This window comes from Ruegeria sp. CDSA077, from assembly GCF_059612265.1.
Genome location: NZ_JBXWQG010000008.1, coordinates 62,021 through 86,682, shown reverse-complemented (window position 1 = coordinate 86,682; position 24,662 = coordinate 62,021). Strand labels below are relative to the sequence as shown.

The 24,662-nt window shown below is 57.7% G+C and carries 25 protein-coding genes; 9 read left to right on the top strand and 16 right to left on the bottom strand.

Annotation, left to right across the window (positions count from 1 at the left end; genetic code table 11):
- Positions 1-87 precede the first annotated feature (87 nt).
- On the top strand, positions 88-1,014 hold the full coding sequence (locus AC2FLE_RS15270) for a DMT family transporter (protein ID WP_496698074.1): 927 nt from the start codon (positions 88-90) through the stop codon (positions 1,012-1,014).
- Positions 1,015-1,081: 67 nt separating this feature from the next.
- Here the strand turns inward: AC2FLE_RS15270 and AC2FLE_RS15265 are convergent, their stop codons facing one another.
- Positions 1,082-1,525 (bottom strand): low molecular weight protein-tyrosine-phosphatase, encoded by a 444-nt coding sequence (locus tag AC2FLE_RS15265; protein WP_496698072.1) that lies wholly within the window; start codon positions 1,523-1,525, stop codon positions 1,082-1,084.
- A 28-nt stretch (positions 1,526-1,553) separates the two neighbouring features.
- On the opposite strand from AC2FLE_RS15265, the gene AC2FLE_RS15260 reads away from it, so the two are divergent.
- Together AC2FLE_RS15260 and AC2FLE_RS15255 are read left to right on the top strand one after the other, a co-directional pair.
- Complete coding sequence (locus tag AC2FLE_RS15260; RefSeq protein ID WP_496698070.1) at positions 1,554-2,249, top strand: NAD-dependent deacylase; 696 nt, start codon at positions 1,554-1,556, stop codon at positions 2,247-2,249.
- Between the two features lie 54 nt (positions 2,250-2,303).
- Positions 2,304-2,912, top strand: coding sequence for an HdeD family acid-resistance protein (locus AC2FLE_RS15255; protein ID WP_496698068.1), 609 nt, complete (start codon positions 2,304-2,306; stop codon positions 2,910-2,912).
- A gap of 81 nt (positions 2,913-2,993) precedes the next feature.
- On the opposite strand, the gene AC2FLE_RS15250 is transcribed toward AC2FLE_RS15255, so the two are convergent.
- The 5 genes from AC2FLE_RS15250 to meaB form a co-directional block, all read right to left on the bottom strand.
- Positions 2,994-3,458, bottom strand: coding sequence for a copper chaperone PCu(A)C (locus AC2FLE_RS15250; RefSeq protein ID WP_142638090.1), 465 nt, complete (start codon positions 3,456-3,458; stop codon positions 2,994-2,996).
- Between the two features lie 42 nt (positions 3,459-3,500).
- Positions 3,501-3,851: a hypothetical protein gene (locus tag AC2FLE_RS15245; protein WP_496698066.1), complete on the bottom strand. Its 351-nt coding sequence runs from the start codon at positions 3,849-3,851 to the stop codon at positions 3,501-3,503.
- A 407-nt stretch (positions 3,852-4,258) separates the two neighbouring features.
- Positions 4,259-4,546, bottom strand: coding sequence for a 50S ribosomal protein L28 (rpmB, locus tag AC2FLE_RS15240; RefSeq protein ID WP_142638086.1), 288 nt, complete (start codon positions 4,544-4,546; stop codon positions 4,259-4,261).
- A 169-nt stretch (positions 4,547-4,715) separates the two neighbouring features.
- The gene (locus AC2FLE_RS15235) at positions 4,716-5,855 is read right to left on the bottom strand and encodes a Hint domain-containing protein (RefSeq protein WP_496698064.1); all 1,140 of its coding nucleotides are present in this window, start codon (positions 5,853-5,855) and stop codon (positions 4,716-4,718) included.
- A 149-nt stretch (positions 5,856-6,004) separates the two neighbouring features.
- Positions 6,005-6,982, bottom strand: a complete 978-nt coding sequence (gene meaB, locus AC2FLE_RS15230; protein ID WP_142638208.1) for a methylmalonyl Co-A mutase-associated GTPase MeaB — start codon at positions 6,980-6,982, stop codon at positions 6,005-6,007.
- A gap of 153 nt (positions 6,983-7,135) precedes the next feature.
- Here meaB and hrpB point away from each other — a divergent pair, with 153 nt between their 5' ends.
- From hrpB to AC2FLE_RS15215, 3 genes are all read left to right on the top strand, one after another.
- A complete protein-coding gene (hrpB, locus tag AC2FLE_RS15225; protein WP_496698062.1) occupies positions 7,136-9,568 on the top strand; it encodes an ATP-dependent helicase HrpB in 2,433 nt (810 codons plus the stop codon).
- A 139-nt stretch (positions 9,569-9,707) separates the two neighbouring features.
- Positions 9,708-10,166 carry an NUDIX hydrolase gene (locus AC2FLE_RS15220; RefSeq protein WP_496698060.1) on the top strand — a complete coding sequence of 153 codons (459 nt, stop codon included), beginning with the start codon at positions 9,708-9,710 and terminating at the stop codon, positions 10,164-10,166.
- A 93-nt stretch (positions 10,167-10,259) separates the two neighbouring features.
- Positions 10,260-11,738 carry an inorganic phosphate transporter gene (locus tag AC2FLE_RS15215; RefSeq protein WP_496698058.1) on the top strand — a complete coding sequence of 493 codons (1,479 nt, stop codon included), beginning with the start codon at positions 10,260-10,262 and terminating at the stop codon, positions 11,736-11,738.
- Between the two features lie 4 nt (positions 11,739-11,742).
- On the opposite strand, the gene AC2FLE_RS15210 is transcribed toward AC2FLE_RS15215, so the two are convergent.
- The 6 genes from AC2FLE_RS15210 to AC2FLE_RS15185 form a co-directional block, all read right to left on the bottom strand.
- Positions 11,743-12,708 carry a 2-dehydropantoate 2-reductase gene (locus tag AC2FLE_RS15210; RefSeq protein ID WP_496698056.1) on the bottom strand — a complete coding sequence of 322 codons (966 nt, stop codon included), beginning with the start codon at positions 12,706-12,708 and terminating at the stop codon, positions 11,743-11,745.
- A gap of 67 nt (positions 12,709-12,775) precedes the next feature.
- The gene (locus tag AC2FLE_RS15205) at positions 12,776-13,738 is read right to left on the bottom strand and encodes a pirin family protein (RefSeq protein ID WP_282027759.1); all 963 of its coding nucleotides are present in this window, start codon (positions 13,736-13,738) and stop codon (positions 12,776-12,778) included.
- Between the two features lie 309 nt (positions 13,739-14,047).
- Positions 14,048-14,389 carry a 5-carboxymethyl-2-hydroxymuconate Delta-isomerase gene (locus AC2FLE_RS15200; RefSeq protein ID WP_496698054.1) on the bottom strand — a complete coding sequence of 114 codons (342 nt, stop codon included), beginning with the start codon at positions 14,387-14,389 and terminating at the stop codon, positions 14,048-14,050.
- Positions 14,390-14,446: 57 nt separating this feature from the next.
- Positions 14,447-15,373 carry an ornithine carbamoyltransferase gene (argF, locus tag AC2FLE_RS15195; RefSeq protein ID WP_271950442.1) on the bottom strand — a complete coding sequence of 309 codons (927 nt, stop codon included), beginning with the start codon at positions 15,371-15,373 and terminating at the stop codon, positions 14,447-14,449.
- A 28-nt stretch (positions 15,374-15,401) separates the two neighbouring features.
- Positions 15,402-16,589 (bottom strand): aspartate aminotransferase family protein, encoded by a 1,188-nt coding sequence (locus AC2FLE_RS15190; protein WP_496698052.1) that lies wholly within the window; start codon positions 16,587-16,589, stop codon positions 15,402-15,404.
- Between the two features lie 239 nt (positions 16,590-16,828).
- Entirely contained in the window at positions 16,829-17,086 is a 258-nt protein-coding gene (locus tag AC2FLE_RS15185; protein WP_496698050.1) for a zinc ribbon domain-containing protein, read from the bottom strand.
- 72 nt (positions 17,087-17,158) lie between these two features.
- Between AC2FLE_RS15185 and AC2FLE_RS15180 the strand changes: the two genes are divergently transcribed.
- Both AC2FLE_RS15180 and AC2FLE_RS15175 read left to right on the top strand, forming a co-directional pair.
- Positions 17,159-17,524: a MerR family transcriptional regulator gene (locus AC2FLE_RS15180; RefSeq protein ID WP_496698048.1), complete on the top strand. Its 366-nt coding sequence runs from the start codon at positions 17,159-17,161 to the stop codon at positions 17,522-17,524.
- Between the two features lie 47 nt (positions 17,525-17,571).
- Positions 17,572-18,465, top strand: a complete 894-nt coding sequence (locus AC2FLE_RS15175; protein WP_281973253.1) for a DMT family transporter — start codon at positions 17,572-17,574, stop codon at positions 18,463-18,465.
- On the opposite strand, the gene AC2FLE_RS15170 is transcribed toward AC2FLE_RS15175, so the two are convergent.
- Positions 18,447-19,250 (bottom strand): ABC transporter permease, encoded by an 804-nt coding sequence (locus AC2FLE_RS15170; protein ID WP_142638062.1) that lies wholly within the window; start codon positions 19,248-19,250, stop codon positions 18,447-18,449. The genes AC2FLE_RS15175 and AC2FLE_RS15170 overlap by 19 nt on opposite strands.
- Before the next feature lie 126 nt (positions 19,251-19,376).
- Between AC2FLE_RS15170 and AC2FLE_RS15165 the strand changes: the two genes are divergently transcribed.
- On the top strand, positions 19,377-19,952 hold the full coding sequence (locus AC2FLE_RS15165; protein ID WP_142638060.1) for a GcrA family cell cycle regulator: 576 nt from the start codon (positions 19,377-19,379) through the stop codon (positions 19,950-19,952).
- A 101-nt stretch (positions 19,953-20,053) separates the two neighbouring features.
- On the opposite strand, the gene AC2FLE_RS15160 is transcribed toward AC2FLE_RS15165, so the two are convergent.
- From AC2FLE_RS15160 to AC2FLE_RS15150, 3 genes are all read right to left on the bottom strand, one after another.
- A complete protein-coding gene (locus AC2FLE_RS15160; protein ID WP_496698046.1) occupies positions 20,054-21,142 on the bottom strand; it encodes a Hint domain-containing protein in 1,089 nt (362 codons plus the stop codon).
- 124 nt (positions 21,143-21,266) lie between these two features.
- The gene (locus tag AC2FLE_RS15155) at positions 21,267-22,343 is read right to left on the bottom strand and encodes a T6SS phospholipase effector Tle1-like catalytic domain-containing protein (RefSeq protein ID WP_142638056.1); all 1,077 of its coding nucleotides are present in this window, start codon (positions 22,341-22,343) and stop codon (positions 21,267-21,269) included.
- Positions 22,321-24,612, bottom strand: a complete 2,292-nt coding sequence (locus AC2FLE_RS15150; RefSeq protein WP_496698044.1) for a xanthine dehydrogenase family protein molybdopterin-binding subunit — start codon at positions 24,610-24,612, stop codon at positions 22,321-22,323. Before AC2FLE_RS15150 ends, AC2FLE_RS15155 begins: the two co-directional genes overlap by 23 nt.
- Between the last annotated feature and the right edge of the window lie 50 nt (positions 24,613-24,662).

The following is a 24,662-nucleotide window of genomic DNA, read 5'->3' as shown; positions in this document are numbered from 1 at the left end:
ACCGAACTAGGGTTAGCTTTGCGAACCGAAGCAACCGCTCGACGAATCTCTGCTACAGCAGTCGCAAACCTGTGATAGCAAATTGGAATGGCAACGATATCAACACAGACCAGACCAACTATTCCCTATCCGATTGCGGTTGCCGGCGTTCTATTCGCCTCAATTTGTTTCGGGCTGGTTCCTTATTTTAGCCGAGGGCTGACCGAGCAAGGCGTCGCGCCTTATGCCGTCGCGTTCTATCGCTACATCGTTACGGCAATTCTGCTGCTGCCTGTTCTTTTTATACACCGAAACGCTTGGCGCGAGATTGTTTGGGGGCTTTCGGCAGGCGCGGTAATGAGCCTTGGATGGATTGGATATGTGACGGCGCTGGAGACATTACCCGCATCGACTGTGGGCGTTCTCTATATGACCTATCCGGTTTTCACGCTGATCATTGCCTGGGCTTTGTTCGCCGATACACCCACAAGGCGCGCATTGTTCGCCTCGGGCCTCATTACGTTGGCGGCACTCATTGCAGGATCGCCCGCATCCGTTCCGCTACAGCACATACCAACGCTTCTGATGTCGCTAGCAGCCCCAATCGGGTTCGGCTTCGGCATATGTGTCTTGGTTCACAGGTTGTCCCGCATCGCACCGCTTGCGCGCATTGCTTCGGTTTCCTTGGGATCGGTTCTCGGGCTCTTGCCGCTGATGCTGAACGCCGATGTTGCCAAGTTGCTCCCGCAGGGGCAATCCGACTGGATTTTGATCGTCGGAATTGGCCTGGTCACAGCGCTTGTGCCACAGCTCATTTATACGATCTGCTCACCGTTGATCGGCGCTTCTCAAACTGCGGTCGTCGGCAGCATTGAATTGCCGACAATGTTTGCTGTGGGCTTTCTTGCCTTTGGCGAAGCAATCACAACGCCACAGGCCGTAGCCTGCGCTTTGGTTTTGGGTGCGATTGCGATCACCAGAAGCCGGACGACACGCACCTTATCCACTGTGATTGCGAAAGAACCAAACAGGTGAGCTTGGCCCCGATGCAGGCGTCGATTGATTTTACATCTGAATGTCGAAGACATCAGAGCTCTTACAACTAAGCCCTCAGATGTGCGTCAAGACCTGCGACGGCCTTTTCGATCAAATCCAGCGTGCCCTCGAAATCACGGGTGTAATACGGATCGGGCACATGATCCGCGCCTGTCTCAGTAGCGAAATCAGTCAGCAAGCGAACCGGAGTTTCGTTGCCACGGGGACGCAAATTTTCGATATTGGTAAGGTTCTCTGCATCCATTCCGATGATCAGGTCAAAGCGGTCAAAATCTTCGGCCACGAATTTGCGCGCGCGCAGATCGCTGATGTCGATACTACGGGCATGAGCAGCCTGCTGCATTGGGCCATAAGGCGGGTCTCCGATGTGCCAGCCAGAGGTTCCGGCGCTGTCAGTGGCATGATGCGGCGCACGGGCGCGAAAAGCACCTTCGGCGGCCGGAGACCGGCAGATATTGCCCAAACAGACGAAAAGGATACGGTGTGTCATACAACCGGGTGTAACGCGTGAGGCGGAAATGCAAAAGATCGTCATTCTGACCGGTGCCGGGATTTCCGCCGAAAGCGGGCTGGGCACATTCCGCGACGAAGGAGGTCTGTGGGCGCAGCACAGGATCGAGGATGTCGCCACGCCCGAAGGCTTTGCCCGCAATCCGGCGGTGGTGCACAAGTTCTACGACGCGCGCCGTGTGCAGGCTGCACAGGCGCAACCCAATCCGGCCCATACCGCGCTGACCCACCTGCAACGCAACTGGCCCGGCGAGGTTATCATCGTGACCCAGAATGTCGACGGCCTCCACGAAGCCGCAGGATCCGAGAATGTGATCCATATGCACGGCACCCTCGCTGGGGCCTTATGCACCACCTGCGATTACCGCTGGGTCGCCCCGCCCGAGATGTCGGTGGGCGAACCCTGCCCCGCCTGCGGTGGCCCAACCGCCCGACCCGATGTTGTATGGTTCGGTGAGATGCCCTATTTTATGGACCTGATCTACGATCACCTGGCCAATGCTACAATCTTCGCTTCAATCGGCACCTCGGGTCAGGTCTACCCCGCCGCAGCATTTGTGCACGAGGCGACAATGTCAGGCGCACGAACCGTCGAGTTGAACCTGGATCCGTCATCCGGCGCCTCGAGTTTCGATCAGGTGATACTTGGCCCTGCATCCGAAACCGTGCCACGCTGGGTTCAAAAGCTACTGCGCGAATCTTAACCCGCCAGACCGGCACCAAAATTATTGATACGACAATCTAAATAAGAGGCTCCCATGACCGACCCCCACCACACGCGCGAAGAAATCCTGGACGATTCCAGTATGGAGGGCCGCGATACATTTGGCGACCAACTGGCAAATCTGTGGTGGACCTTCCTGTTGCGCGGATGTCTGGCCGGAGCATTGGGGATCGCCGCGCTGTTTTGGCCAACGGGCAGTATCTCTTTGCTGTTGCGACTGGTCGGCCTGCTTTTGGTTCTAGATGGCGGCCTGACCCTACTGGGCTTTGGACGGCGCGGATTGATCGGCGGCGTCGGCATCGGGGCTCTATTGATTGGGCTTGTCCTGTTGATCTGGCCCGAGGGTGTTGCGCGGCTGACGTTTTTCCTGCTGGGTGCTTGGGCGCTGATCGTCGGCATCGGTTCGTTGCTGGCATGGCGGCAGATACCCAGCAACAACCCGGATGCCGTGATGGTGCGAAACTCGGGGATCATTGCACTGATCATTGGGTTGGTGCTGTTGTTCTGGCCCGGCAGTGGCATGGTCGCACTGGGGTGGGCCATTGCCTTTTCCGCGCTGGCTTTCGCCGCCGTGATGTTCTTTCTGGCAGTGCGCTTCAAACGGGCACATGACCGCGTTTCGATGCGGGTTGTTCACCGTTGAAGCGATAGGCAAACAGGCCGGGCAAAGCCCGGCCTGACGCGTGGATGACGGCCGCATAGCGGCTTGAAGGATGACGTGACCTTAGTTCGAGTGGGCGCCCATGTCTTTTCGTTCCAGATCAACCGGCACGTCGATCTCAACCTCACCGGCTTTTTCAAAAACCAGCGTTACAGGCACAGTTGCACCATGTTCAAACGGAGCAACCAATCCCATGAACATCACGTGATCGCCCCCGCGCTTGAGCGCATGCGCACCACCGGCTGGGATGACGAATCCCTCTTCGACATGGGTCATCTGCGCCACGCCGTTGGCATCGATCAGATGCGTGTGCAGCTCAACCCGTGCAGCCGCCTCCGATTCCGCACGAACAAGACGGTCATCCGCCTCGCCCGTGTTCTGAATCACCATAAAGGCCGCGCCCGCTTTCGCCGTTTTGCCGGCGGAGCGCGCATAGGCATCTTCTAGTGTGATGGTTTCCTGCGCCATAGCAGTGGTGGCAAATGCGGCCGCAGCCAGGGTTGCCAAAAGTTTGGAAGTGAGGGACATTGCGCCTCTCCTATGTCAAGTGTCTGAAAAAGTTAAATTTAATCAGGCTCTTGCAGGTGGCGCGCGGGCGGGCTGAAACGGAACGGGCGCTGCTATTAGGCTCCTGTCGCCGCGCTCTAAAAATGGCCCGGCATAACTTGGTGCATCGGGCAGCACATGTGAAACGACGGCAATAGCACCCAGCAACGTCAGCGCATATTCGGGGCAGAAATGCGGGGGCTTTGCCGGTTGCCCCTCGGCATCCATATAGATCACCACAGGACCAACACCAGTACACAGCACCATCTGCCCGACTGCGGTATCAACGCCACGCGACGCAGCCACCCCCTGACCGGTCAGAATGACCAGCAGCGACAGGGCAAATGATAGAAATCTGTTCCGAAAGTGTTTCATCCTGCCTTCGGTATACGCCCGAGACAAAAAGGGCTTCAAGCACAATCGAATGCGCCAGAAGCCCTCGGGTCATTTTGGTCAGTACGAGGTCAGTTGTCCAATCCAGGACGTTTGACAGACCCTTTGGTCAGGCTGGTATGCAACCTGTTCACCTGACGCTGCATCCGCACACATGTCCCAAACGTCTTGCCAAAAAAGGCCGCCAACAGGGAGAGGGAATCAAAGGATTTGAAAGACATGAGATCGAACTCCGCCAATAGAATATGAACAAACATATTCAAACATCAGAACACTGTATGTGAACAAGATCACGCTCTGACGGCGAAATCGTCTAAACTCAATCAGACAAAAGAAAAGACCCTGCACCGTTCGGGTACAGGGTCGAAATCTTTGGTGAAAAAGAACGCTTAGACCGCAGCTTGAGCCTTGGCGATTTCTTTTTTCACTTTCAGTGCGTTGGTGGACAGCTCGTCATCCTTGGCTTTGGCCAGGAACGCATCCAGACCACCACGGTGGTCAACTGAACGCAGGGCAGCGGCCGAGATACGCAGCTTGACGCCACGACCCAGGGTTTCCGACTGCAGGGTTACGTCGTTCAGGTTGGGCAGAAAACGACGACGAGTTCTGTTTTTGGCGTGGCTGACATTGTTGCCAGTCATCGGGCCTTTTCCGGTCAGTTCGCAACGGCGCGACATGGTTTCTTCCTTTGTATCTGCGGGCTGGGTACAGGACCCGTGGCCAAATCACAAGGGGCGCAACCCGAAGTCGCGCCCGAAAACTGGTTGGATGCGTTTAGTGGGAATCACAGGAAGGGTCAAGACGGGCAGTGCGAAATCTTTGCACCCATCTTAAACTCTATAAGACCTAGGCGCCATTGCGTTGAAGCAAGGGTTTGTTGTTCTTCAAATGCCGCTGGATCAGATGGGATTGTTGACGTCCACATGGAATGAACCGGGCCGGATTTTCACCATGGTTTTCGATCAGTTCCGGAAAGATTTCGAAAATTTCTTGCCGCGCCTCCGATCCGAGGGATTTCAGGGCCTCGACTCCGGTGAACAGGCTTTCGGTTGGGGCATCTTCGGCAAAGATGACATGATGGCGATCAAATAGCAGGTGAAAATACTCAACCGATTGCACGGCCTCATCGATATAGATTCCCGGCAGTGCGGTCAGTTTGATCGCCGGAATCAAAACTTCGGTGGTACCGAACATGCGTTCCGCGATTCTGGACTGCACCAGCATCCTGTGCTGGCGTGAGACCAGAAGATCGCGATGCGGCAACCCCTCGCCCAACGCACCTGCAAGGATTCGTACCGGCAAGAGCCGGGGATTTTCCAGCAAGGCGGCGCGGTCAAACTGTCGACGACCGATCCAGCGTATAGGCTGAGGGTCGCACCCCATGGTCGGGACCATGTCCCCGATCCGCAGCGCTTGGATTGCTTTCATGCCGTCCTTCGTCAGGATGTGCGTGTCACGGGTAAAACAAGGAACGCCACTTCCGTTCTCAAAGGCAGAATATGTGACCGTGATACCGGATGGTAGGGTGAATGTCCCGCTGGACAGGGTATAGCCTACGCCATCTACGACGTTAATGACGCCAAAATTGGTATCGGTGATGACGGTACCCACAGGCAAGTTCAACGTGTCGGTTCCGCCGCCACCCCGCAAATCGCCACTGACGCTGGTGCTGGTGAAATTCAGGGTATCGTTGCCGCTCCCCAGCCGGATGTTTCCAACATTCGAGCCACTGATATCGACAGTGTCGTCATCCGACCCGCTGGCAATCCTGCCACCAATGGTGCTACTGGTGACGGTGATCGTGTCGGAGCCGGCATTGCCGATGACATTCCCGGTAATCGTGCTGTTATTGATGTCGACGTCGTCGTCGCCACCCCGGCCGCGGATATTATCAATCGGAGTTCCAGCCGGTGAACCGTTCAGGGTCCCCGTGTCATTGTTAACGTCGATATCGTCGTTGCCGTTGGTCCCAGTAATATCGGGCATAGCTGACGGTTCCCGCATATCCGGCCTGGCGACAGATGCGCGGCCTTAACCTGAGTTTGCATCAAGTTTGGGTCAACTTGCAACCTATGGGCGATATCCCACCGATCCGAAATCAGAAAGAGAATGAGATCAAAGGCTTGAATAAGGCCTTAGCCAGCGACTAAAGCAGACAACATATGTTCCGCCGCAACCGACGGACTGAGCTGACCAGTGCTGACCTGCGAGCCCAGACGCTCCATTTCCGAGCGCGCTTGTGGAGTCGCCAGGCGTGCCAGAAGGGCAGACCGAACCTCTTGTTCGAACCAATATTGTGCTTGCGTGGCGCGGTTGACCTCCCAGTGGCCATTTTCACGGCGCCATTTACTGAGGGACTGCATCTCCTCCCAGGCTTGAGCCAGCCCATGTTCCTCGACCGCTGAGACAGTCATCGCCTTGGGAAATCCTTCCGGGTCCTGGGGTCGTTTACGCAAAAGACGCAGCGCCCCGGAATAGTCGGCGCAGGTGCGAGTGGCGGCAGATTTCAAGTCACCATCCGCCTTGTTGACCAAGATCATGTCGGCCATTTCCATGATACCGCGCTTGACGCCCTGCAGTTCGTCACCGCCCGCCGGGGCAAGCAACAGCATAAACAGATCCGACAACTCGGAGACAACCGTCTCCGATTGCCCGACACCAACCGTTTCGATCAAAACAACATCGAACCCAGCGGCCTCACATAAAGCGATGGCCTCACGTGTGCGGCGGGCAACGCCGCCCAGGTGCGACTGGCTGGGTGATGGACGGATAAAGGCGTTTTTCTCGCGGCTCAGGCGTTCCATCCGGGTCTTGTCCCCCAGAATGGACCCGCCCGACCGAGTCGAGCTGGGATCTACTGCAAGAACTGCAACACGCAGCCCCTGCCCTGTCAGCATCATACCAAAGCTTTCGATGAACGTGGACTTGCCGACGCCGGGCGTTCCTGACAATCCGATCCGCAGGGCCTGGCGGCCCTCTTTGGTCAATCTGGTCAGCAGTTCCGTCGCCTGCGCACGATGATCGGCGCGACCGCTTTCCACCAGCGTGATACCACGGGCCAGCGCGCGCCGGTCTCCGTTCAAAATCCTGTCACTCAGGCTGTCCAGTTCCATTTCGCCCCCAATCAGTTGCGGCAGTTCTAGTTGCCGTCCCAATGAGGGGTTTGTCCAGACCAGAGCGCACAAGAATTTACCTCTGGGATATGCGCTCTCCGGGCATAAGAGACGGAACTGGACCTTGTCGTACCGTTGGCGGATAAAGCCCGCATGATACGCCTGCCCATCGACGACGCCATTCCTGACCTTCTTGCCGCCCTAAAGGCTTCGGGCCGCGCAGTGCTGCAGGCGCCTCCGGGCGCGGGGAAAACAACACGAGTGCCGCTGGCGATATTCGAGGCGGGGCTATGCGATGGCAAGATCGTGATGCTGGAACCCCGCCGCTTGGCGGCCCGGGCTGCTGCTGAGCGCATGGCCGATACGCTGGGACAGCGCGTGGGCGACACAGTTGGTTATCGCGTGCGGGGCGAGGCGAAGGTATCGAAATCGACCCGGATCGAGGTCGTCACCGAAGGTATCCTGACCCGAATGCTGCAAGTCAAACCCGATCTGCCCGGCATTAGTGCGGTGATTTTCGATGAATTCCATGAACGGTCCCTGAACGCGGATCTCGGCCTGGCCTTGTGCCTTGAGGTCGCCGGGGCATTGCGGGACGATCTGATCCTGCTGGCAATGTCGGCAACGCTGGACGCTGAACCCGTGGGGCGGTTGATGGAGGCCCCCGTTGTGACGTCCCAAGGGCGCAATTACCCGGTCGAAACACGTTGGCTGGACCGACCGCTAGGACAACAGGCGCGAAAGCTGGACGCATTGGTCGATCTTGTGGTTCAGGCCGAGCGCGAAACAGAAGGTGGGATGTTGGTGTTCCTGCCCGGAGAAGGCGAAATCCGCCGGGCAGAGGCCGCCTTGGCTGGCCGGCTATCCAGCAAAGCTACGGTGCGACCACTATTCGGTGCGATGCCTTTTGCTGCCCAGCGCCAAGCGATTGCACCGATCGAAACCGGTCGCAAAGTGGTTTTGGCTACGTCCATTGCCGAAACCTCGTTGACCATTCCAGACATTCGCGTGGTCTTGGACATGGGACAGGCTCGGCGGGCGCGTTTCGATCCGGGGTCGGGTATGTCCAGACTAGTGACCGAGCGGGTGACGCGCGCCGAGGCAACGCAGCGCGCTGGCCGCGCTGGTCGTGTCGCCGAAGGCAAGTGCTATCGCTTATGGTCGAAGGGCGAAGAAGGCGCGCTGGCCGCCTATCCCCCGGCCGAGATCGAGGCAACCGACCTGACCGGGCTGGCGCTGGAACTGGCACTTTGGGGGGCGGACCCCGAAGAACTGTCTTTCCTGACCCCTCCACCCGAGGGCACGATGACAGAGGCACGCACGTTGCTGATGATGCTGGACGCGCTGGATGGGAAGGGACGGATCACCGACCACGGGCGGTCACTAGCGGCGCTACCTCTGCACCCGCGATTGGGACATATGCTGGAACAGGTCGGCCCCGCCGCCGCACCTTTGGCCGCTCTCATGGCCGAACGCGATCCCTTACGGGGTGCTCCGGTGGATCTGTTGCTTAGGCTCGAAGCCATGCGAGATATGCGCGCCTTTCAACGCAACCGTGTCTGGCAGGTCAACATTGGTGCGTTAGAACGGATAAAAACCGAGACCAAGCGGCTGCAAACCAAAGGCAACCTGTCCGACTTCAGCCCAGCGGCAACAGCCGCACTCGCCTATCCCGATCGCATTGGACAACGGCGCAAAGGGGATGAGCCGCGTTATGTGTTGTCAGGAGGGAAGGGTGTTGTGCTGGATGGCAGCGATACGCTGGCTGCCGCGCCTTATCTGGTTGTGACCGATACCGATGGCAACCCCCGCGAAGCAAAGGTGCGCATGGCCGCACAGATCTCGGAAAAGGAAATTCGTGACTTGTTCGAGGATCAGATCACCTGGATCGAGGTCTGCGACTGGTCAAAACGTGACCGCCGTGTCGTTGCGCGCAAACAAGAACGGCTAGGCGCAATCACGTTGAGTGATCGTGTTTGGAAAGAGGTTCCGGACGAAGCAGTTGCATTGGCGATGCTGGATGGCGTCCGTGATCTTGGCCTGCGACTGAACGGGGCCGCTGCGCGATTGGCGGCACGGGTGGAACTGGTCCGGACCGAAGGCGCAGAGCTGCCTGATTTCTCGATCGAGGGGTTGACCGACACGCTGCAAGACTGGCTGTTGCCGATGCTTTCCGGCGTCCGCAATGCTGAAGACTGGAAACGGTTCGACCTGTTGCCAGCGTTGCGCGCCCGACTGGACTGGGCCCAGACGCAGGAACTGGACCGGCGCGCTCCAGGGTCGTTTGAAACTCCTCTGGGGCGAAAGGTGCCGATAGATTATGGCGGTGCAGTACCGGAAATCTCGGTGCGGCTGCAGGAACTGTTTGGCGTAACGCGCCATCCAGTCATTGGCGGTGAGGCCCTCAAGATCACGCTTCTTTCACCGGCCCAACGACCCATCCAGATCACGCGCGACCTGCCCGGTTTCTGGGCTGGGTCATACGCGGATGTGCGCAAAGATATGCGCGCGCAATATCCCAGACACCCTTGGCCCGAAGATCCGACCAAGGCCGACCCCACCCTGCGCGCAAAACGTCGAAATTAGGCGGCCGTCGGGAATTTTCGTCGAAAATTCTTGGCATGAAGATGCGGAAAGCACGGCGATTCCGGGCGTTCATTGAAGATTATCTGTTTCATTGCTATGTGGGCTGCTCAGGTAAAACCCGGGTACGCGAACGACAAACATGACAAAATGGCTGCGAAATATTTGGGAAGAGGTCGCCCGGCCTCTGTTCCTGCGCCCCCATCGGGTGCAGTTTGGCGCCTTGTGCACCCGCGAAACGCAGGACGGGCTGCAGGTTCTTTTGATCACCAGCCGGGACACCGGACGCTGGATCATCCCCAAAGGTTGGCCGATTGATGGCCTGGATGGCGCCGAGGCTGCCCGGCAAGAGGCCTGGGAAGAAGCCGGCGTGTGCGCCCAATCCCTATCCAAAGACCCTGTTGGGCAATATACTTATGACAAGATCCTAAAAGACGGAGCCAGCCAGACTGTGGTGACCAATGTCTATCGGATCGAAGTGCAGGAACTGGCCGATATCTACCCCGAGGCCGAGGAAAGGACCCGCGAGTGGGTTTCGCCCGTGATAGCGGCCGAACGTGTTCAGGAACCCGAACTGCGCGCTTTGCTGCTGCAGCTGTGACACCTCCACAAAAAGTGATGACGCCACGGTTGCTCGTCTGAGCGAAACCGTATAGCCGCGGGTGTTCTTTTGGAAACCGCCCGCAATAGCCTGATGTCGAACCCAAGCTCCAAACTCCGTTGGCAATCGCTGGACAGCGATCTGGCGCGCATCTCGCGCGTTGAGTATGCCAATGCCCATGTGGCACGCCCCATGCTGGCGCCGGGTATCGCCTTCGCCTTTATTGCGCTGGCCGGGCTGACGGCCGCAGTGGTTTTTGGGCGGGCTGATGGCGGGTTGATCGTTGTCGCGGCAGCGGGTTTTGGGGCCTATATGGCCATCAATATCGGCGCAAATGACGTTGCCAATAACATGGGCCCCGCTGTCGGGGCCAACGCGCTGACCATGACCGGCGCAATCGTCATCGCCGCCATCGCAGAAAGCGCGGGGGCCTTGCTGGCAGGTGGGGATGTCGTCTCGACGATTTCGAAAGGGATTATAGACCCGGCATCAGTTCACGACAGCACCGTCTTTATTTGGGCGATGATGGCGGCTCTGATTTCTTCAGCCATGTGGGTCAACTTGGCCACCTGGGTCGGCGCGCCTGTTTCGACCACACATTCGGTGGTAGGGGGCGTCATGGGGGCGGGCATCGCAGCAGCTGGCCTAAGCGCGGTCAGTTGGACCACGATGAGCGCCATTGCCGCCAGTTGGATCATCTCTCCTGTGCTAGGTGGAACTATTGCCGCTGGCTTTCTGGCTTTGATCAATGCCAAAATTCAGTATCAGGACGACAAGATCGCCGCTGCCCGCCGTTGGGTGCCGATACTCGTTGCTGTCATGGCTGGTGCCTTTACCACCTATTTGGCCGTCAAAGGCCTGAACAAGCTGGTCAAAGTTGAGCTTGAAGTCGCTTTGCTGTTCGGTCTGGCCACCGGATTTCTGACATGGCTGGTGACAGTCCCTTGGGTGCATCGCAGATCAGAAGGACTAGAAAACAGAACGAAGTCTCTGAAAACGCTGTTTGGGCTACCACTTATTATTTCAGCAACATTTCTTAGCTTTGCCCACGGCGCCAATGACGTGGCAAATGCGGTTGGTCCGTTGGCGGCAATCGTGCATACGGCGCAGTTCGGGGATTTCGCTGCACAAGTCGCAATTCCAACCTGGGTGATGGTGATCGGAGCGCTGGGAATTTCCTTTGGGCTGTTCCTGTTTGGCCCAAAATTGATCAGGATGGTCGGCAGTCAGATCACCAAGCTCAACCCAATGCGCGCATTCTGTGTCGCCCTGTCTGCGGCAATCACCGTGATCCTAGCCAGTTGGCTGGGCCTGCCTGTCAGCTCCACCCATATCGCGGTGGGCGCGGTGTTCGGCGTGGGGTTTTATCGCGAATGGCATGCCGAACGGCGCAGGAAAAACGCGAACCACCAACGCCCGCCCGAGCAGCGACAGGCGCAAGAAGAGAAAAGGCGCCGGAAGCTCGTCCGTCGCTCGCATTTCATGACGATTGTGGCGGCCTGGATCATAACGGTTCCCGCAACGGCAGTGCTGTCGGCAGCAATTTTCTGGACGCTGACGGCTTTTCTCTAGCCCATCAGATTCGGATTTGCTCGGGAGTAAGCGGGGATTTTGGGTTCTGTGCAATCTTTTCGCGAACCTGCGCGCAGATTGGGGTCGCAATGCCTTGCCGCTCGCCCAAACGGATGATCTCGCCTTGCAGACTGTCGATTTCCGTTGGGCGCCCTGCCAACAGGTCATAGGCCATAGAGGTGCGCGCCGAGGGGTCAATGGTCAGCATCCGGGAGGCAACCCGCGAAAACAAGGGCGTCGGCAGGCGCAGGATATACGGTGTCATCCATGCGGGCAGCGGCGTCATTGACGCAATCGGTTGGCCGGCGGAGTGCAGCACGGTCAGAGCCTCGGACATCTGATCCGCCATCAGTTGGCGCCAGTTGCGGTCCAGCAACTGCTGTTTCAACGTCAACCCCGACAGCGCATTCAGCGCGTTATTGAGATTGATCACCAGCTTGCCCCATTGGACGGCTTCGATCTGGTCACTCTCTGACACCGGTAGGTCGGGGCCAGTCAGCTTTGCGCCCAAATCGCCGAGGCCGGATTGGATAACGATTTCACCTGAAGTCGCGCGATGAAATCCGCCGGTATCTGTCGGTACGACGTTGAACGGCACCATACCGGCGCGGACATCGTGGTGCGGAAGCATCGTACGTAAGGTGCCTGCGTTTTCCAGCCCATTTTGCCAGGAGAGGATCACAGCGTCTGGAGCGTGTTTCCCGATATCCTTCGCCATCTCTTCCGTCGCGCCGGTCTTTACCGTGACAATGACTATTTCAGCATCACTCAGTTCCGCCGGATCTTCGGTCAGGGACAGGTTGGTCACATGACACCGCAGGCCTGAAAAATCTGTGACCATCAGCCCCTTATCCCGGATCGGGTCGAGGATTCGTGCCCGCCCCAACAGGGTGACATCGTGACCGGATCGGGCCAGCAAAGCCCCGCAGTAACATCCAATGCTGCCCGCCCCCGCGATTGCGATCCTCATGACGCCCCTCCCCTTCGGTCAAAGATTGCCGCGATCCGCCTGTCAGACAAGGCCAACTGACGCCAGGTCAGCGCGCGCGCCTCGGACGGGTGCGTTCAAGGTCTTCTGAAATCGGGATGAAGTCTTGATCGTCCCCCGGAGGCAGTTGAAAAGCCCCTTTGGCCCAGTCCGCCGTTTTCCATTCGCGGGTGGCTGCTTCTATCTTTTCCTTTGAGGACGACACGAAGTTCCACCAGATATAACGATCCTCGTTCAACGTCGCACCTCCAAGCAACATTAGCCGCGCACCCTGCGGCCCTGCCTGAACGGAAAGGCGATCCCTTGGCCGAAACACCATCATACGACCTTGGGTGAACTGATCGCCGGCAATCTCAACCGTTCCTTCCGTCACATAAACACCGCGGTCTTCTTGATCATCAGGCAAAGGAAAAGAGGCCCCGGGGGCAAGCTGCACGTCCAGATAGAAGGTTTCAGACAGTGTCGTGACCGGGCTGCTTTCACCATAAGCCGAGCCAAGGATGAGACGAGCGCTGACCCCAGCATCCTGAATATGGGGCAGCGCAGATTGTTTGTGATGTTCGAAGTCCGGTGCAATATCTTCCTGGTCCTCTGGCAGCGCGATCCAGGTCTGAATGCCAAAAAGACTGTGTCTTTTGCTGCGCGTTTCCTTGCTGGTGCGTTCAGAATGGGTCACGCCACGTCCTGCAATCATCCAGTTGACCTCACCGGGATAGATCATCTGATGGGTGCCCAAGCTATCACGATGCTCAAATTCCCCTTTATACAGGTAGGTGACCGTGCCCAACCCGATATGAGGGTGAGGCCGGACGTCTATACCGCCTTCTGTGATGAATTCTGCAGGGCCGACCTGGTCAAAGAAAATGAACGGGCCAACAAGCTGTCGTTTGACCGAGGGTAGCGCGCGGCGCACCTCGAACCCACCCAGATCACGTGCACGAGGAATGATCAGTGCCTCTAAAGACGGGTTCTCAGTCAAACGATCGGGGTTGTGAGACGGGTTCCAGCTCATTCCAGTTTCTCCCTTTTTCGGCAGGCAACGGTTCGCCCCTGCAAGATGCAGGCCGCTGCACCTGAAAGAAACCTCAATAATTGCACAACTCCGGTGGATTTTTGTCCGTTATGACATATCATTAATGTTATTACATAACAATTCTAACAGAAGTTCCACCTGAGAAAAGAACCATCCAAACAGCTCGCTATCCGATCACCTGTTTGACGGGGAATGCAGGGCATTTTTGCTGCCCTGCAAAGGAATGTTGCTTACGACCAAAGAAGGTGTCAGTCGCCGTGCTTCAGATCGACAAATTGCCAAAAACAATCACGCCAGGCGTTTGGCATAAGACGCACGGTTCAGTTCGACCTCTTGTACCGTGATGCTGCCAACCTCGGGCATGGCAACAGTCAGAACATCCAAAACGGTAGCGTTCAGTTCAGCTCGCGTAGCCCCATCCCGGCCCTGCATCAATAAAAGCGTCGCATGGACAAAGGTCTGCGGTTCGGTCCCGATCCGAAAATAGGTGACCGGGTTGGCCCGGATCTTAAGGGCCGGTGCATCAAACTCAGCATGTTCAGAAAGCACCGCAAACAACTTCTCGCAGACCGCATGGAAATCATGTTTCTCTTCAAGGCCCTGAGAGAATTCGAGGACTATATGGGGCATTGTGCACTCCGGAAATCATGAGAGAGCACACGGCTCTCTCTTGCCATTTTCATGTGTTCAGACGCCCAGACACCAACGCATAACGGCTTTCTGGGCGTGCAGTCGGTTTTCGGCCTCATCAAAAATGACCGAGTTCGGCCCATCCATGACATCGGATGTCGCTTCTTCTTCGCGGTGCGCGGGAAGGCAATGCATGAACAACGCATCGGGTTTGGCATGGGCCATCAATTCGGCGTTTACCTGATAAGGACGCAGCAGGTTGTGGCGCCGTTCTTTCGCGGATTGAGAGTCGTGCATCGAAACCCAGGTATCGGCGACAACCAGATCGGCCCCATCTACAGCCTTGTAGGGGTCCCGTTCCACAACAATCTTGGACCCTTTTTGACGGGCAAAACCCATGAAATCCTCTTCGGGGTCGAATTGCGCCGGGCCCGTAAAAGTCAGATCAAACCCGAACTGGCCCGCCGCGTGAAGGAACGAGGCACACACATTGTTACCATCGCCAGTCCAAACGACTTTCTTCCCGGCGATCGGGCCACGGTGCTCTTCGAACGTCAGAACATCGGCCATGATTTGGCAAGGATGGGTGCGATCGGTCAGGCCGTTGATCACCGGCACATCGGAATATTCCGCCATTTCGGTTAGGATGGTTTCGTCAAATGTCCGGATCATGATCATATCGACATAGCGCGACAGCACGCGGGCAGTGTCAGCGATGGTTTCGCCGTGGCCCAACTGCATGTCCTTGCCCGAAAGGACCATCGTCTGACCACCCATCTGGCGCACGCCTACATCAAAGGACACGCGCGTCCGGGTTGACGGTTTTTCAAAGATCAGGGCGACCATGCGGTCTTTGAGTGCCAATTCGTCATCCGGTGCCGCCTTTGGCTGCCCCAGACGCGCCTGCTTCATGGCAGCAGCCTGGTCGATCATGCCCCGCAAAGCGGCGGCATTGGTTTTGTGAATGTCGAGGAAGTGCTTCATGTCGTTTCGCTTTTCTAATCGGGTGGGCTCAGGCAGACGCCAGATTGCTTTCGACCTGCGCGGCCGTTTTCTCCAGACGAATAACCGCCTGTGCAATGTCGTCCTCTGTCAGGGTCAAAGGCGGCAATAGGCGGATCACATTGTCAGCGGCGGGAACGGTGATGAGGCCGTTATCATATCCCGCATTCATCACATCCAAGTTGGTCGCCTTGCATTTAAGACCCAGCATGAGCCCTGCGCCGCGCACCTCTTCGAACACGTCCGGATGATTTGCAATCAATCCTTCGAGCTTCTGGCGCAACATGCCCGCCTTGCGATTGACCCCGTCCAGAAAGGCGGGGGTTGCAACCTGGTCGATCACCGCGCAGCCCACCGCGCAACCGAGAGGGTTTCCGCCATAGGTCGACCCGTGCGTACCTGCCGTCATGCCGCTGGCCGCGTCTTCGGTGGCCAGCACCGCACCCAGAGGGAACCCTCCACCGATGCCCTTGGCGACCATCATGATGTCAGGCGTGATGCCTGCCCATTCATGGGCAAAAAGTTTACCGGTACGCCCAACGCCGCATTGGACCTCGTCGAGGATCAGCAACAGGCCATTGTCGTCGCAGATTTGACGCAGCGCTTTGAGCTCGGCATCAGGGACGGGGCGAATACCGCCCTCGCCCTGAATGGGTTCGATCAAGATCGCCGCGGTCTTGTCCGAGATCGCATTGGTGACACCGTCAAGATCACCAAATGTCAGGTGTACAAAGCCGGGCAGCAGCGGGCCAAAACCTTTGGTCATCTTCTCGGACCCCGCAGCGGCGATACCTGCCGAAGACCGACCGTGAAACGAACCGTCAAAGGTGATGATGTCGACCCGTTCGGGCTGATCTTTATCGTAGAAATATTTGCGTGCCATTTTCACAGCCAGCTCGCAGGCTTCCGTGCCTGAATTGGTAAAGAACACCGTGTCGGCAAAGGTATGTTCAACCAGCTTATCAGCCAGCGCCTGCTGCTGAGGGATGTTATAAAGGTTCGACACATGCCACAGCGCGTGGGCCTGTTCCGTCAGCGCGTTCACCAGCGCCGGATGCGCATGGCCCAGTGCATTCACCGCAATCCCCGCGCCCATATCCAGAAAACGTCGGCCATCCGCCTCGGTCAGCCAAGCGCCTTCGCCCTTCACAAAGGTCAGGGGCGCACGATTATAGGTCGGCAGAACGGACGGGATCATCGGATCATCCTTTTCGATATGTTGAGCCCCGTGAGTGATACACGAGGGCCATGTTCGTCAACTGATTTGGTGGGAGATGCGCCGATTTGGACAGCGCAAAAGGATCAAACGGGCCGGTTACGCGGCAAAGCGTCGGCGTCGAAGTCGCAGGATATCAGCGTGTTTGATCATGGATGCCGTATAGCGCTGAAGTTTTGCGATGAAAAGGGCTTTGTTGCTGCAACGCTGCAACCCCCGTATCAGCCTTCGCTCCAGCGGTCTAATCGCCCCATACCGCGCGTAAAAGCCCAGGCCAGAATGCGGGGCATGCCCTTGTTCACCAGCGCATCCAGACAATGGGACTGAAATTCCTCGAACGAGGCATCGGGATGTCGAAACGCACCGTCAGCGTAACAGAGTGAACAATACCGTGTGCTGCGGGTTCCGTCCGTTTCGCTGCCGCCCCCTTCGGTATCCTTGCTAAGAGGCATGCCGCAGCTTTGACATTTGGATCCCATCATCTTTCCCCTTGCAGGCTTTGACCACGGACCATAAGATCAAAACCATAGAGTATAGTCAATGGTTTACATATGCGTATCGGAGAACTGTCCCGCCGAAGCGGGCTGCCCCGCGACACATTGCGGTTTTACGAGCGGCACGGATTGATTGCCTCGCGCCCCGGGCCAGAAGCGACAAACAGCTATCGCGACTACCCGGATGACACGCTGATCACGCTGGAACAGATCGGCGATGCACAGGCGGCGGGGATCAGTATCGCCCAACTTGCAACCCTGCTGGGGCAACTTGGTGCGGCTGATCCCGAAACCTTTGACGGCGTAGCATTTCTTCAGGAACGGATCGAAGAGGTTGAGGCGCGGATCGAGCGCGCAAATCGTTTTCTGGACAGCTTGCGACAGGCCAAACAGGCTCTTGCTACACCGTCGGGACAGCCCTGACCGTTTTACCCCTTGCCTTTCGTCCACCCGTACAGCACCGCTTACGCATGTTCGTTCCCAAAGCGCATAACCCGCCCCTAGCGGCACTGTTGATTTTTGTCGCCAGTGCATTCCTTGCAGCAACTACCCTGCTGGCCAAAGCTTTGGGGACAGATACGCTAGGTGCTCCTTTGCATCCAATGCAGATCAGCCACGGGCGGTTTCTATTCGCCTTCCTGGTCATCGTTTCGGCAGTGGGCATCATGCGCCCTACCCTGCGGCGGCCCCATTGGGGGCTGCATATCGGTAGGACAAGCTTTGGCTGGCTGGGAATCACGCTGATGTTTGCATCGGTCGCGTTCATACCGATGGCGGATGCGACGGCGATTTCGTTCTTGAACCCGGTCTTTGCGATGGTTCTGGCCATTCCCTTGCTGAAAGAAGGCGTCGGCCCCTGGCGCTGGCTGGCGGCGGCGGTGGCCCTGATCGGGGCAATGGTTCTGCTGCGCCCGACACCTGCGAGCTTCCAACCTGCGGCGTTACTGGCGCTGGCGGCGGCGGTCGTCATTGGGATGGAGCTGATCTTTATCAAAAAGCTGTCAGGGCGAGAGAGCCCGATCCAAATTCTATTGGTAAACAACGCGATGGGCCTGACCATCGCATCAGTCGCGGTGAGTTTCGTGTTTCAGATGCCCAACCCGGCGCAATGGGCGGCCCTTGCGGGAATCGGCGCATTGATGGCTTGCGCACAGGCCTGTTTCGTTAACGGCATGGCGCGGGCAGATGCGTCTTTCGTAGCGCCGATAAGCTATGCGACACTGCTGTTCGCTGCGCTATATGATTTTGCGATTTTCGATGTGGTCCCCGACGCGGTCAGCCTGATTGGATCTGCCATCATCTTGGCCGGAGGGCTGATTCTTGTGTGGCGCGAGGCGCGGCACCGTCAGGCCTTGAGCCGATAGCCCGTTCGCAGCATCTGCCAGGTCAGTGCACCGACCACCAGTGTTGCAGCCGTGCAGATCAACATCCCAAGGTAGGGCGAGCTGTCTGAAACCCCAATCATACCATACCGCAGCCCGTCGATCAGATAGAAAACCGGGTTGGCGTGGCTTAGCCGGTACAAAACCGGCGGCAAGGCCTCGACCGAGTAAAAGGTGCCAGAAAGAAACGCCAAAGGCGTGACGATGAAGTTGGTAATTGCAGCCATCTGGTCGAACTTATTGGCGAATATCCCGGCAAAAAGGCCCAGCGCGCCCATAAAGGCCCCTCCCAGCACTACAAAGATCATGGCGATCAGTGGGTTCTGCGGGACAATACCCAGCACCAGCGCCAGCGCGGTTGCAACGACAACAGCGATCAGAAAGCCGCGGGCAATGCCGCCCGCAAGGTATCCCAGCAGAATCTCCAACGGCGAAAGCGGCGGCATAAGGGTATCGACGATGTTGCCCTGTACTTTCGAGATCACCATCGAGGACGACGTATTGGCAAACGCATTCTGGATCACCGTCATCATCATGATGCCCGGCGCCAGAAAGGTCAAAAATGGCACGCCCATCACATCAGACCGGCTGGGCCCGATAGCGATGTTGAAGATCAGCAGAAACAGCCCCGCAGTCACCAGCGGTGCCAAAAGTGTCTGCGTCCACACCGCCATAAACCGCAAAGTTTCCCGCCGGGCCAGCGTATAGAGACCCATCCAGTTCACCGCACCAAAGCGGCGTGCCTCCTGATCCATGAGATTCTGCATGATCTGCCCTCTACCTGATTCGAAGACCGCTTGTAACTCGGACCGCAGTGTTTAAAATAGGGGGCTGAGACGAATTCCCAAGGCGGCCCGAATCCGGGGCCGCTTTCCGCTTTTGAAAGGCAAATGATGTCCTGGACTGACGAGCGTGTAGAGCTGCTTAAAAAGATGTGGGGCGAGGGCCAGTCGGCCAGCCAGATCGCCAAGGAACTGGGCGGTGTGACCCGCAATGCGGTTATCGGCAAAGTCCACCGGCTGGGCCTGTCGAATCGCGCAACCGGCGCGACCCCCGCCAAGGCTGAGCCAAAGGAAAAACCAGCGCCCGCGCCCAAGGCCGAGGCCAAGCCCAAACCCACGCCCAAGACGGAACCGGCACGTCCAGCCGCAGCGCCGGCAGCCGAGGCCAAGCCCGCTGTTCCGGCCCGCCGTCAGATCATCCCGGCCGGTCAACCGCTGCCGCCGCAACCTTCAGCGAACGAGATCAGCCCCGAGGCGCTGGCCAAGGTCAACGAGGTTGAGAAGAAAGCCAAAAAGCTGACACTGATGGAACTGACCGAGAAGACCTGCAAATGGCCCGTCGGCGACCCCGCGACCGAGGATTTCTGGTTTTGCGGTCTGCCCGTTGAGGCAGGCAAACCTTATTGCGAAGCGCATGTGGGTGTGGCGTTCCAGCCTATGAGCTCACGTCGCGACCGGCGGCGGTAAGGCTTTGACGAAGGCAGGCACCTAGCAAAAGAGCGCGGTGCCCGCAGCAGGCCGGAATGTAGGTAATACACCTGTTTTGGCTCTGCGTCATCTAAGAGCGATCACACTGGAATCGAAGAAGAGTCGTAATCTGCCAAAAGCGGCCGCCGGTTCCGTGCATGCCGAGCGATCAATCGCTTTTGCCGCCCCCCCTCTGGGATTTTGTAGTTGGTCTTTTGCATCGGGGTTTCGACAAGATCGGGGAACAGCGTAAAAAGCTCTTCCATGGCTGCTGCCGGTAGAGATTTCAGTGCTTCATCGCCAAGCAAAAGGCTCTCGGTCGGGGCGCCATCTGCATAAATTACCTCATGTTCAGAAAACACCAGGTGGAAATAAGTAACTTCTGTAATTCTGTCGTCGACGTATATCCCCGGAAGCTCGACCAACTTTATAGCTGAGACCAGAACCTCGGGGCACTCAAACATGCGCTTAACGATCGCCGAGGATATCAGCATCCGGTGCTGACGGGACACGAGCAGGTCGCGTCTGGGCAGGCCCTGCCCTAGCGCGCCAGCGCAAATGCGTACTGGGTAAAGCTTGGGATGGCGGCGCAAATCCCGCGCGCTGACATGTCGCCGAATGATTTGTGATAAAGGCTGCGTGCAACCATGATCCGTCAAGACACGATCACCTTGCTTCAAACTCTCGATCAAGACTGGGCCCTGATCGGTCGCAATCAACGTTCCTGCCGTAAGGCACGGTATGGTGCCCGGTGTCGGAGTGGTGTTCAGAGTATAGGTTCCACCATTGTCGGTGGAAATAAGTGAATCTCCCGCCCCGGCCTCGCCGATAACCGTCGAACTCATCCCATTGGCGGGGCCAGCTGTCGCCGTTATCGGGCCGGGGCTGGGGGGATCGCTGAAAGAGCTGAACTGATAAACCGTTGACCCGTCGGATAAAGAGATACCATTCGTTTTACCGAGCCCGGTAAAGGTGGCGGAACTGGCTGAGTCAATTACATAGACGTCCCGGCCTGCGACTGTCGTCGGGGTGATCCCATCAAGCGTGTTAGTGCTGCGGATAGATCCGTCAGAGTTGTAGATCGTAACAACAAGCCCAGAAACATCCGCACCCGCGTCAACAGCGACCTCGATAAAGTCCTGTGGTGGGCCTCCAAGGTACTTGAGTTCGGAAAAATATGGGTCTGCCATATGTCAATTCGCCTTTGTGTTCGGCGTGAGTATGATGATCCGATACTTGTTTCAATATATGAGTACTAGGGTCTCACTAACCAGTAAATGTTCCCAGTGATTTTTGTTCGCAGCTGGAACCGAATTACTGCGCTGGATGCGATGGCAAATCCAGCATCGGCACCCAACCGGGCAGTTCGTTTGGCGAAACCGAGACATGCAGCCGCTCGGATCGGTCGCGGCCTACTTTGCGGTGCTTGCGCAGTAGGAAAATCTTACCCCAACCGCGCCATGTGCCGACCGAACGCGCATGAGGGTCGATCACAAAGCGGTCTCTCCATCCCTCCGGCAAGGGCAGGCCGTGCAGCTCTGCCTTGTCCAGCATCCAAACCAGCGAGATGTTGCTAAGAGGACGGGCTTCTTCAAACCCGTTCAACTGGCCACCCACATCGCCATGGGTGCCTCGGAACCAGACTTGCTCGATATGGCCTTTAAAATCGGGGGTACATTTCCACAGGACCGGCTCGAATACCTCGCGCGTTTCATCCAGCGCCATCGCGTGGTAGCCGTGGCGCGTAGCGGGACCAAGCTGATGGTTGTGGAAGGCGTGGCGATCCTCGGCCCACCGCCAAAGCAGCGGTAGACGCAAGCCCAGCGCTTTTACTGTATCCCACACGCCGATCATTTCGATTGCAACATCTTCATGGCAGAACTGCCGGCGAAACGCAGCGGCGGCGCTACCATTGGCATTGCATTCATAGTGGCGGTAGGCCTGTTTGATATTCCTAACGGTCGCGTGCTCGGCCTTGAGCAGGCCAATCATGTCGATCACACCCGCAAGGCTGCGCACACCGTAGGCCCCACGTGAGTAGCCGATGAAATAGATACGGTCGCCGGGCTTATACCGCGAGGCCAGATAGCCATAGGCCCGGCGTATCTGGCGATTGATCCCCCGCCCCATCATCACATCCAACGAGGACTTCCAGCTTTCCCATTGCACGCCGGCCTCATAGAAGACGGATACCTTGCTTCCCATCTCGCAGCACAGCCGCAGCGCCTGCCCCGCATGAGTTTCATATCCGGGCTCAAGCGTCGACATGGTGCCGTCTAGAATGATGACATGGCTGACAGGTTCACGATGGCGCGTTTCGGCCGAATGCTCGGAACGCAGCGGCCGTCCAAGCCACCCCAGTACCTTTCTACTCAGCCGCGACAGTTGCATCGTTCAGCAGTTCCCATACTTTGTGCGGCGTAAAAGGCATATCGGCCTGCCGCACCTCGTGATCCCAGAGCGCATCCTGAACCGCATTTGCCACTGCAGCCAGCGCGCCCACGGTGCCGGCCTCTCCGCATCCTTTCATTCCCAACGGGTTAGAGGTTGACGGTACCGGCGCCGAGGTAAACTTAATCATGGGTATCTCGGCTGCGCGGGGCAAGGCGTAATCCATCAACGATGCCGTGAGCAGTTGCCCCTGCGCATCATGGACAACATGTTCGGACAGCGCCTGACCGATGCCTTGTGCGACACCACCATGAACTTGCCCCTCGGCCAGCATCGGATTGATAAGATTACCGAAATCATCGACCACAGTATAGCGGTCTACCCATGTTTCGCCGGTACAAGGGTCAATCACGATTTCGGCAACATGTGCCCCGTTGGGATAGCTACGGTCGTCCAGCGTGATGCTTGCCTGATGCTGCAACAAATCAACGCGCCCGTCGGCACGGGCCATATCCGCGGCCTCGGTCAAAGTGGGCGTCAGGTTTGATCCCGGCGCGCGGAAGGTTTCAAAATCAAAGCGCACGTCGCTTTCCTCCACCCCCATCTTATCTGCGAGATAGGGCGTGAATGCGGCAACCATGACGTCGATCGTGGCAAGCGTCGCTGTGCTTTGCACCGTAACTGATCGCGATCCCCCGGTTCCCCCACCATTCGGAAGCTGGTCGCTGTCACCTTGAACTACGGTGATGCAATCCAGGGGAACCCCGGTTTGGTCAGACAGGAACTGAGCATAGACCGTTTCGTGCCCCTGCCCGTTGGATTGGGTTCCGACAAAAAGTTTCAAGGTGCCATCCTCAACGAACTCGATCTTTGCGTTCTCGGAAGGGTCGCCCAAAATGCTTTCGATATAGTAACAAATCCCCTGCCCCCGGAACAAACCGCGTTCAGCATCGGCGATCTTGCGGGCGGCAAAGCCGCTGGACTGTCTTTGGCTTTGGGACAGGACCATGTCGAAATCGCCGACATCATACGTTTCGCCGGTCGCGGTCTTGTAAGGAAAGGCCTCAGGCCGGATGAAATTCTTGCGCCTCAACTCCCAGGGATCTACGCCCAGTTCTCGGGCCGCGCGGTCGATAGCGCGTTCAAGGACATATATGGCCTCGGGTCGCCCTGCGCCGCGATAGGCGTCAACCTGCGTTGTATTGGTAAAGAACCCCTCGACCCGCAGATAGGTGGTTTGTACATCATAGGCGCCCATCAACACTTTGCTGAAGAGATTGGTTTGTATCGCCTGGCCGAAATGGCTGTTATAGGCCCCAAGATTTACCTTGCTGTGCACCCGATAGGCGGTGATCCGGTGATCGCTGTCAAATGCCAGCTCTGCCAGCGAAGACAGGTCGCGGCCATGGTGATCGGACAACATTGCCTCGGAACGGTCAGACATCCAGTGAACAGGCTGGCCCAACTTCATCGCAGCTACGGCCACACAGAAATATTCGGGATAGGGCATGACCTTCATGCCGAACCCGCCACCGACATCCGGGGTCGTGACGCGGATATCTTCGGGGTTGAGTCGCAACTTTTGCGCCAGCTGACCACGCATGGCCCAAACTCCCTGCCCGCCATAGGAAAAGTGCAACCGCCCATCAACCCAATGCGCCTGACAGCCCCGCGGTTCAATCGACGTGATGATCACTCGATTGTCTACTACATTCAGTGCAACGGTATGAGCCGCCTGCTGAAACGCAGCAATAGTTGCCGCCTCATCGCCCAGCGCCCAGTCAAATGCCCGATTATCCGGAGTTTCCGCGTGCAGCGTTTCTCCGCCCGCACACACGTCCAGTTTTACGGGCAATTCTGAGGTTTCGACCCAGATCAGCTCGGCCGCATCGCGGGCCTGTAAGGCGGTGTCGGCAATGACTACAGCGACGGGTTCTCCGACAAATCGTATGCGATCCGCGGCCAGCATATGCCGGTCCGGCGCAGCGGCTTTCGAACCGTCTCGGTTATTCAGGATGGCCGCATTCATACACGTGTCGATCCCGGCGGCCTTCAGGTCGTCCAGCGTCATGATCAGCCGCACCCCTTCGGCCGCGCGCGCGTCATCCAGAACCAGCGCCCCAATCACCCCATGCGCCAACTGGGATCGCACGAATACCGCATGCAAAGCCCCGTGCGGTAGGACATCGTCCATAAAATGCCCCTGCCCGGTCAGAAACCGCTGGTCCTCGGTCCGTTTGACGGGCTGGCTTTTGCCAAACTTTTCCACCGCGCACTCCTGTCTGTGCCTCTAGGCGACATTAGGCTGCGATGCATCAT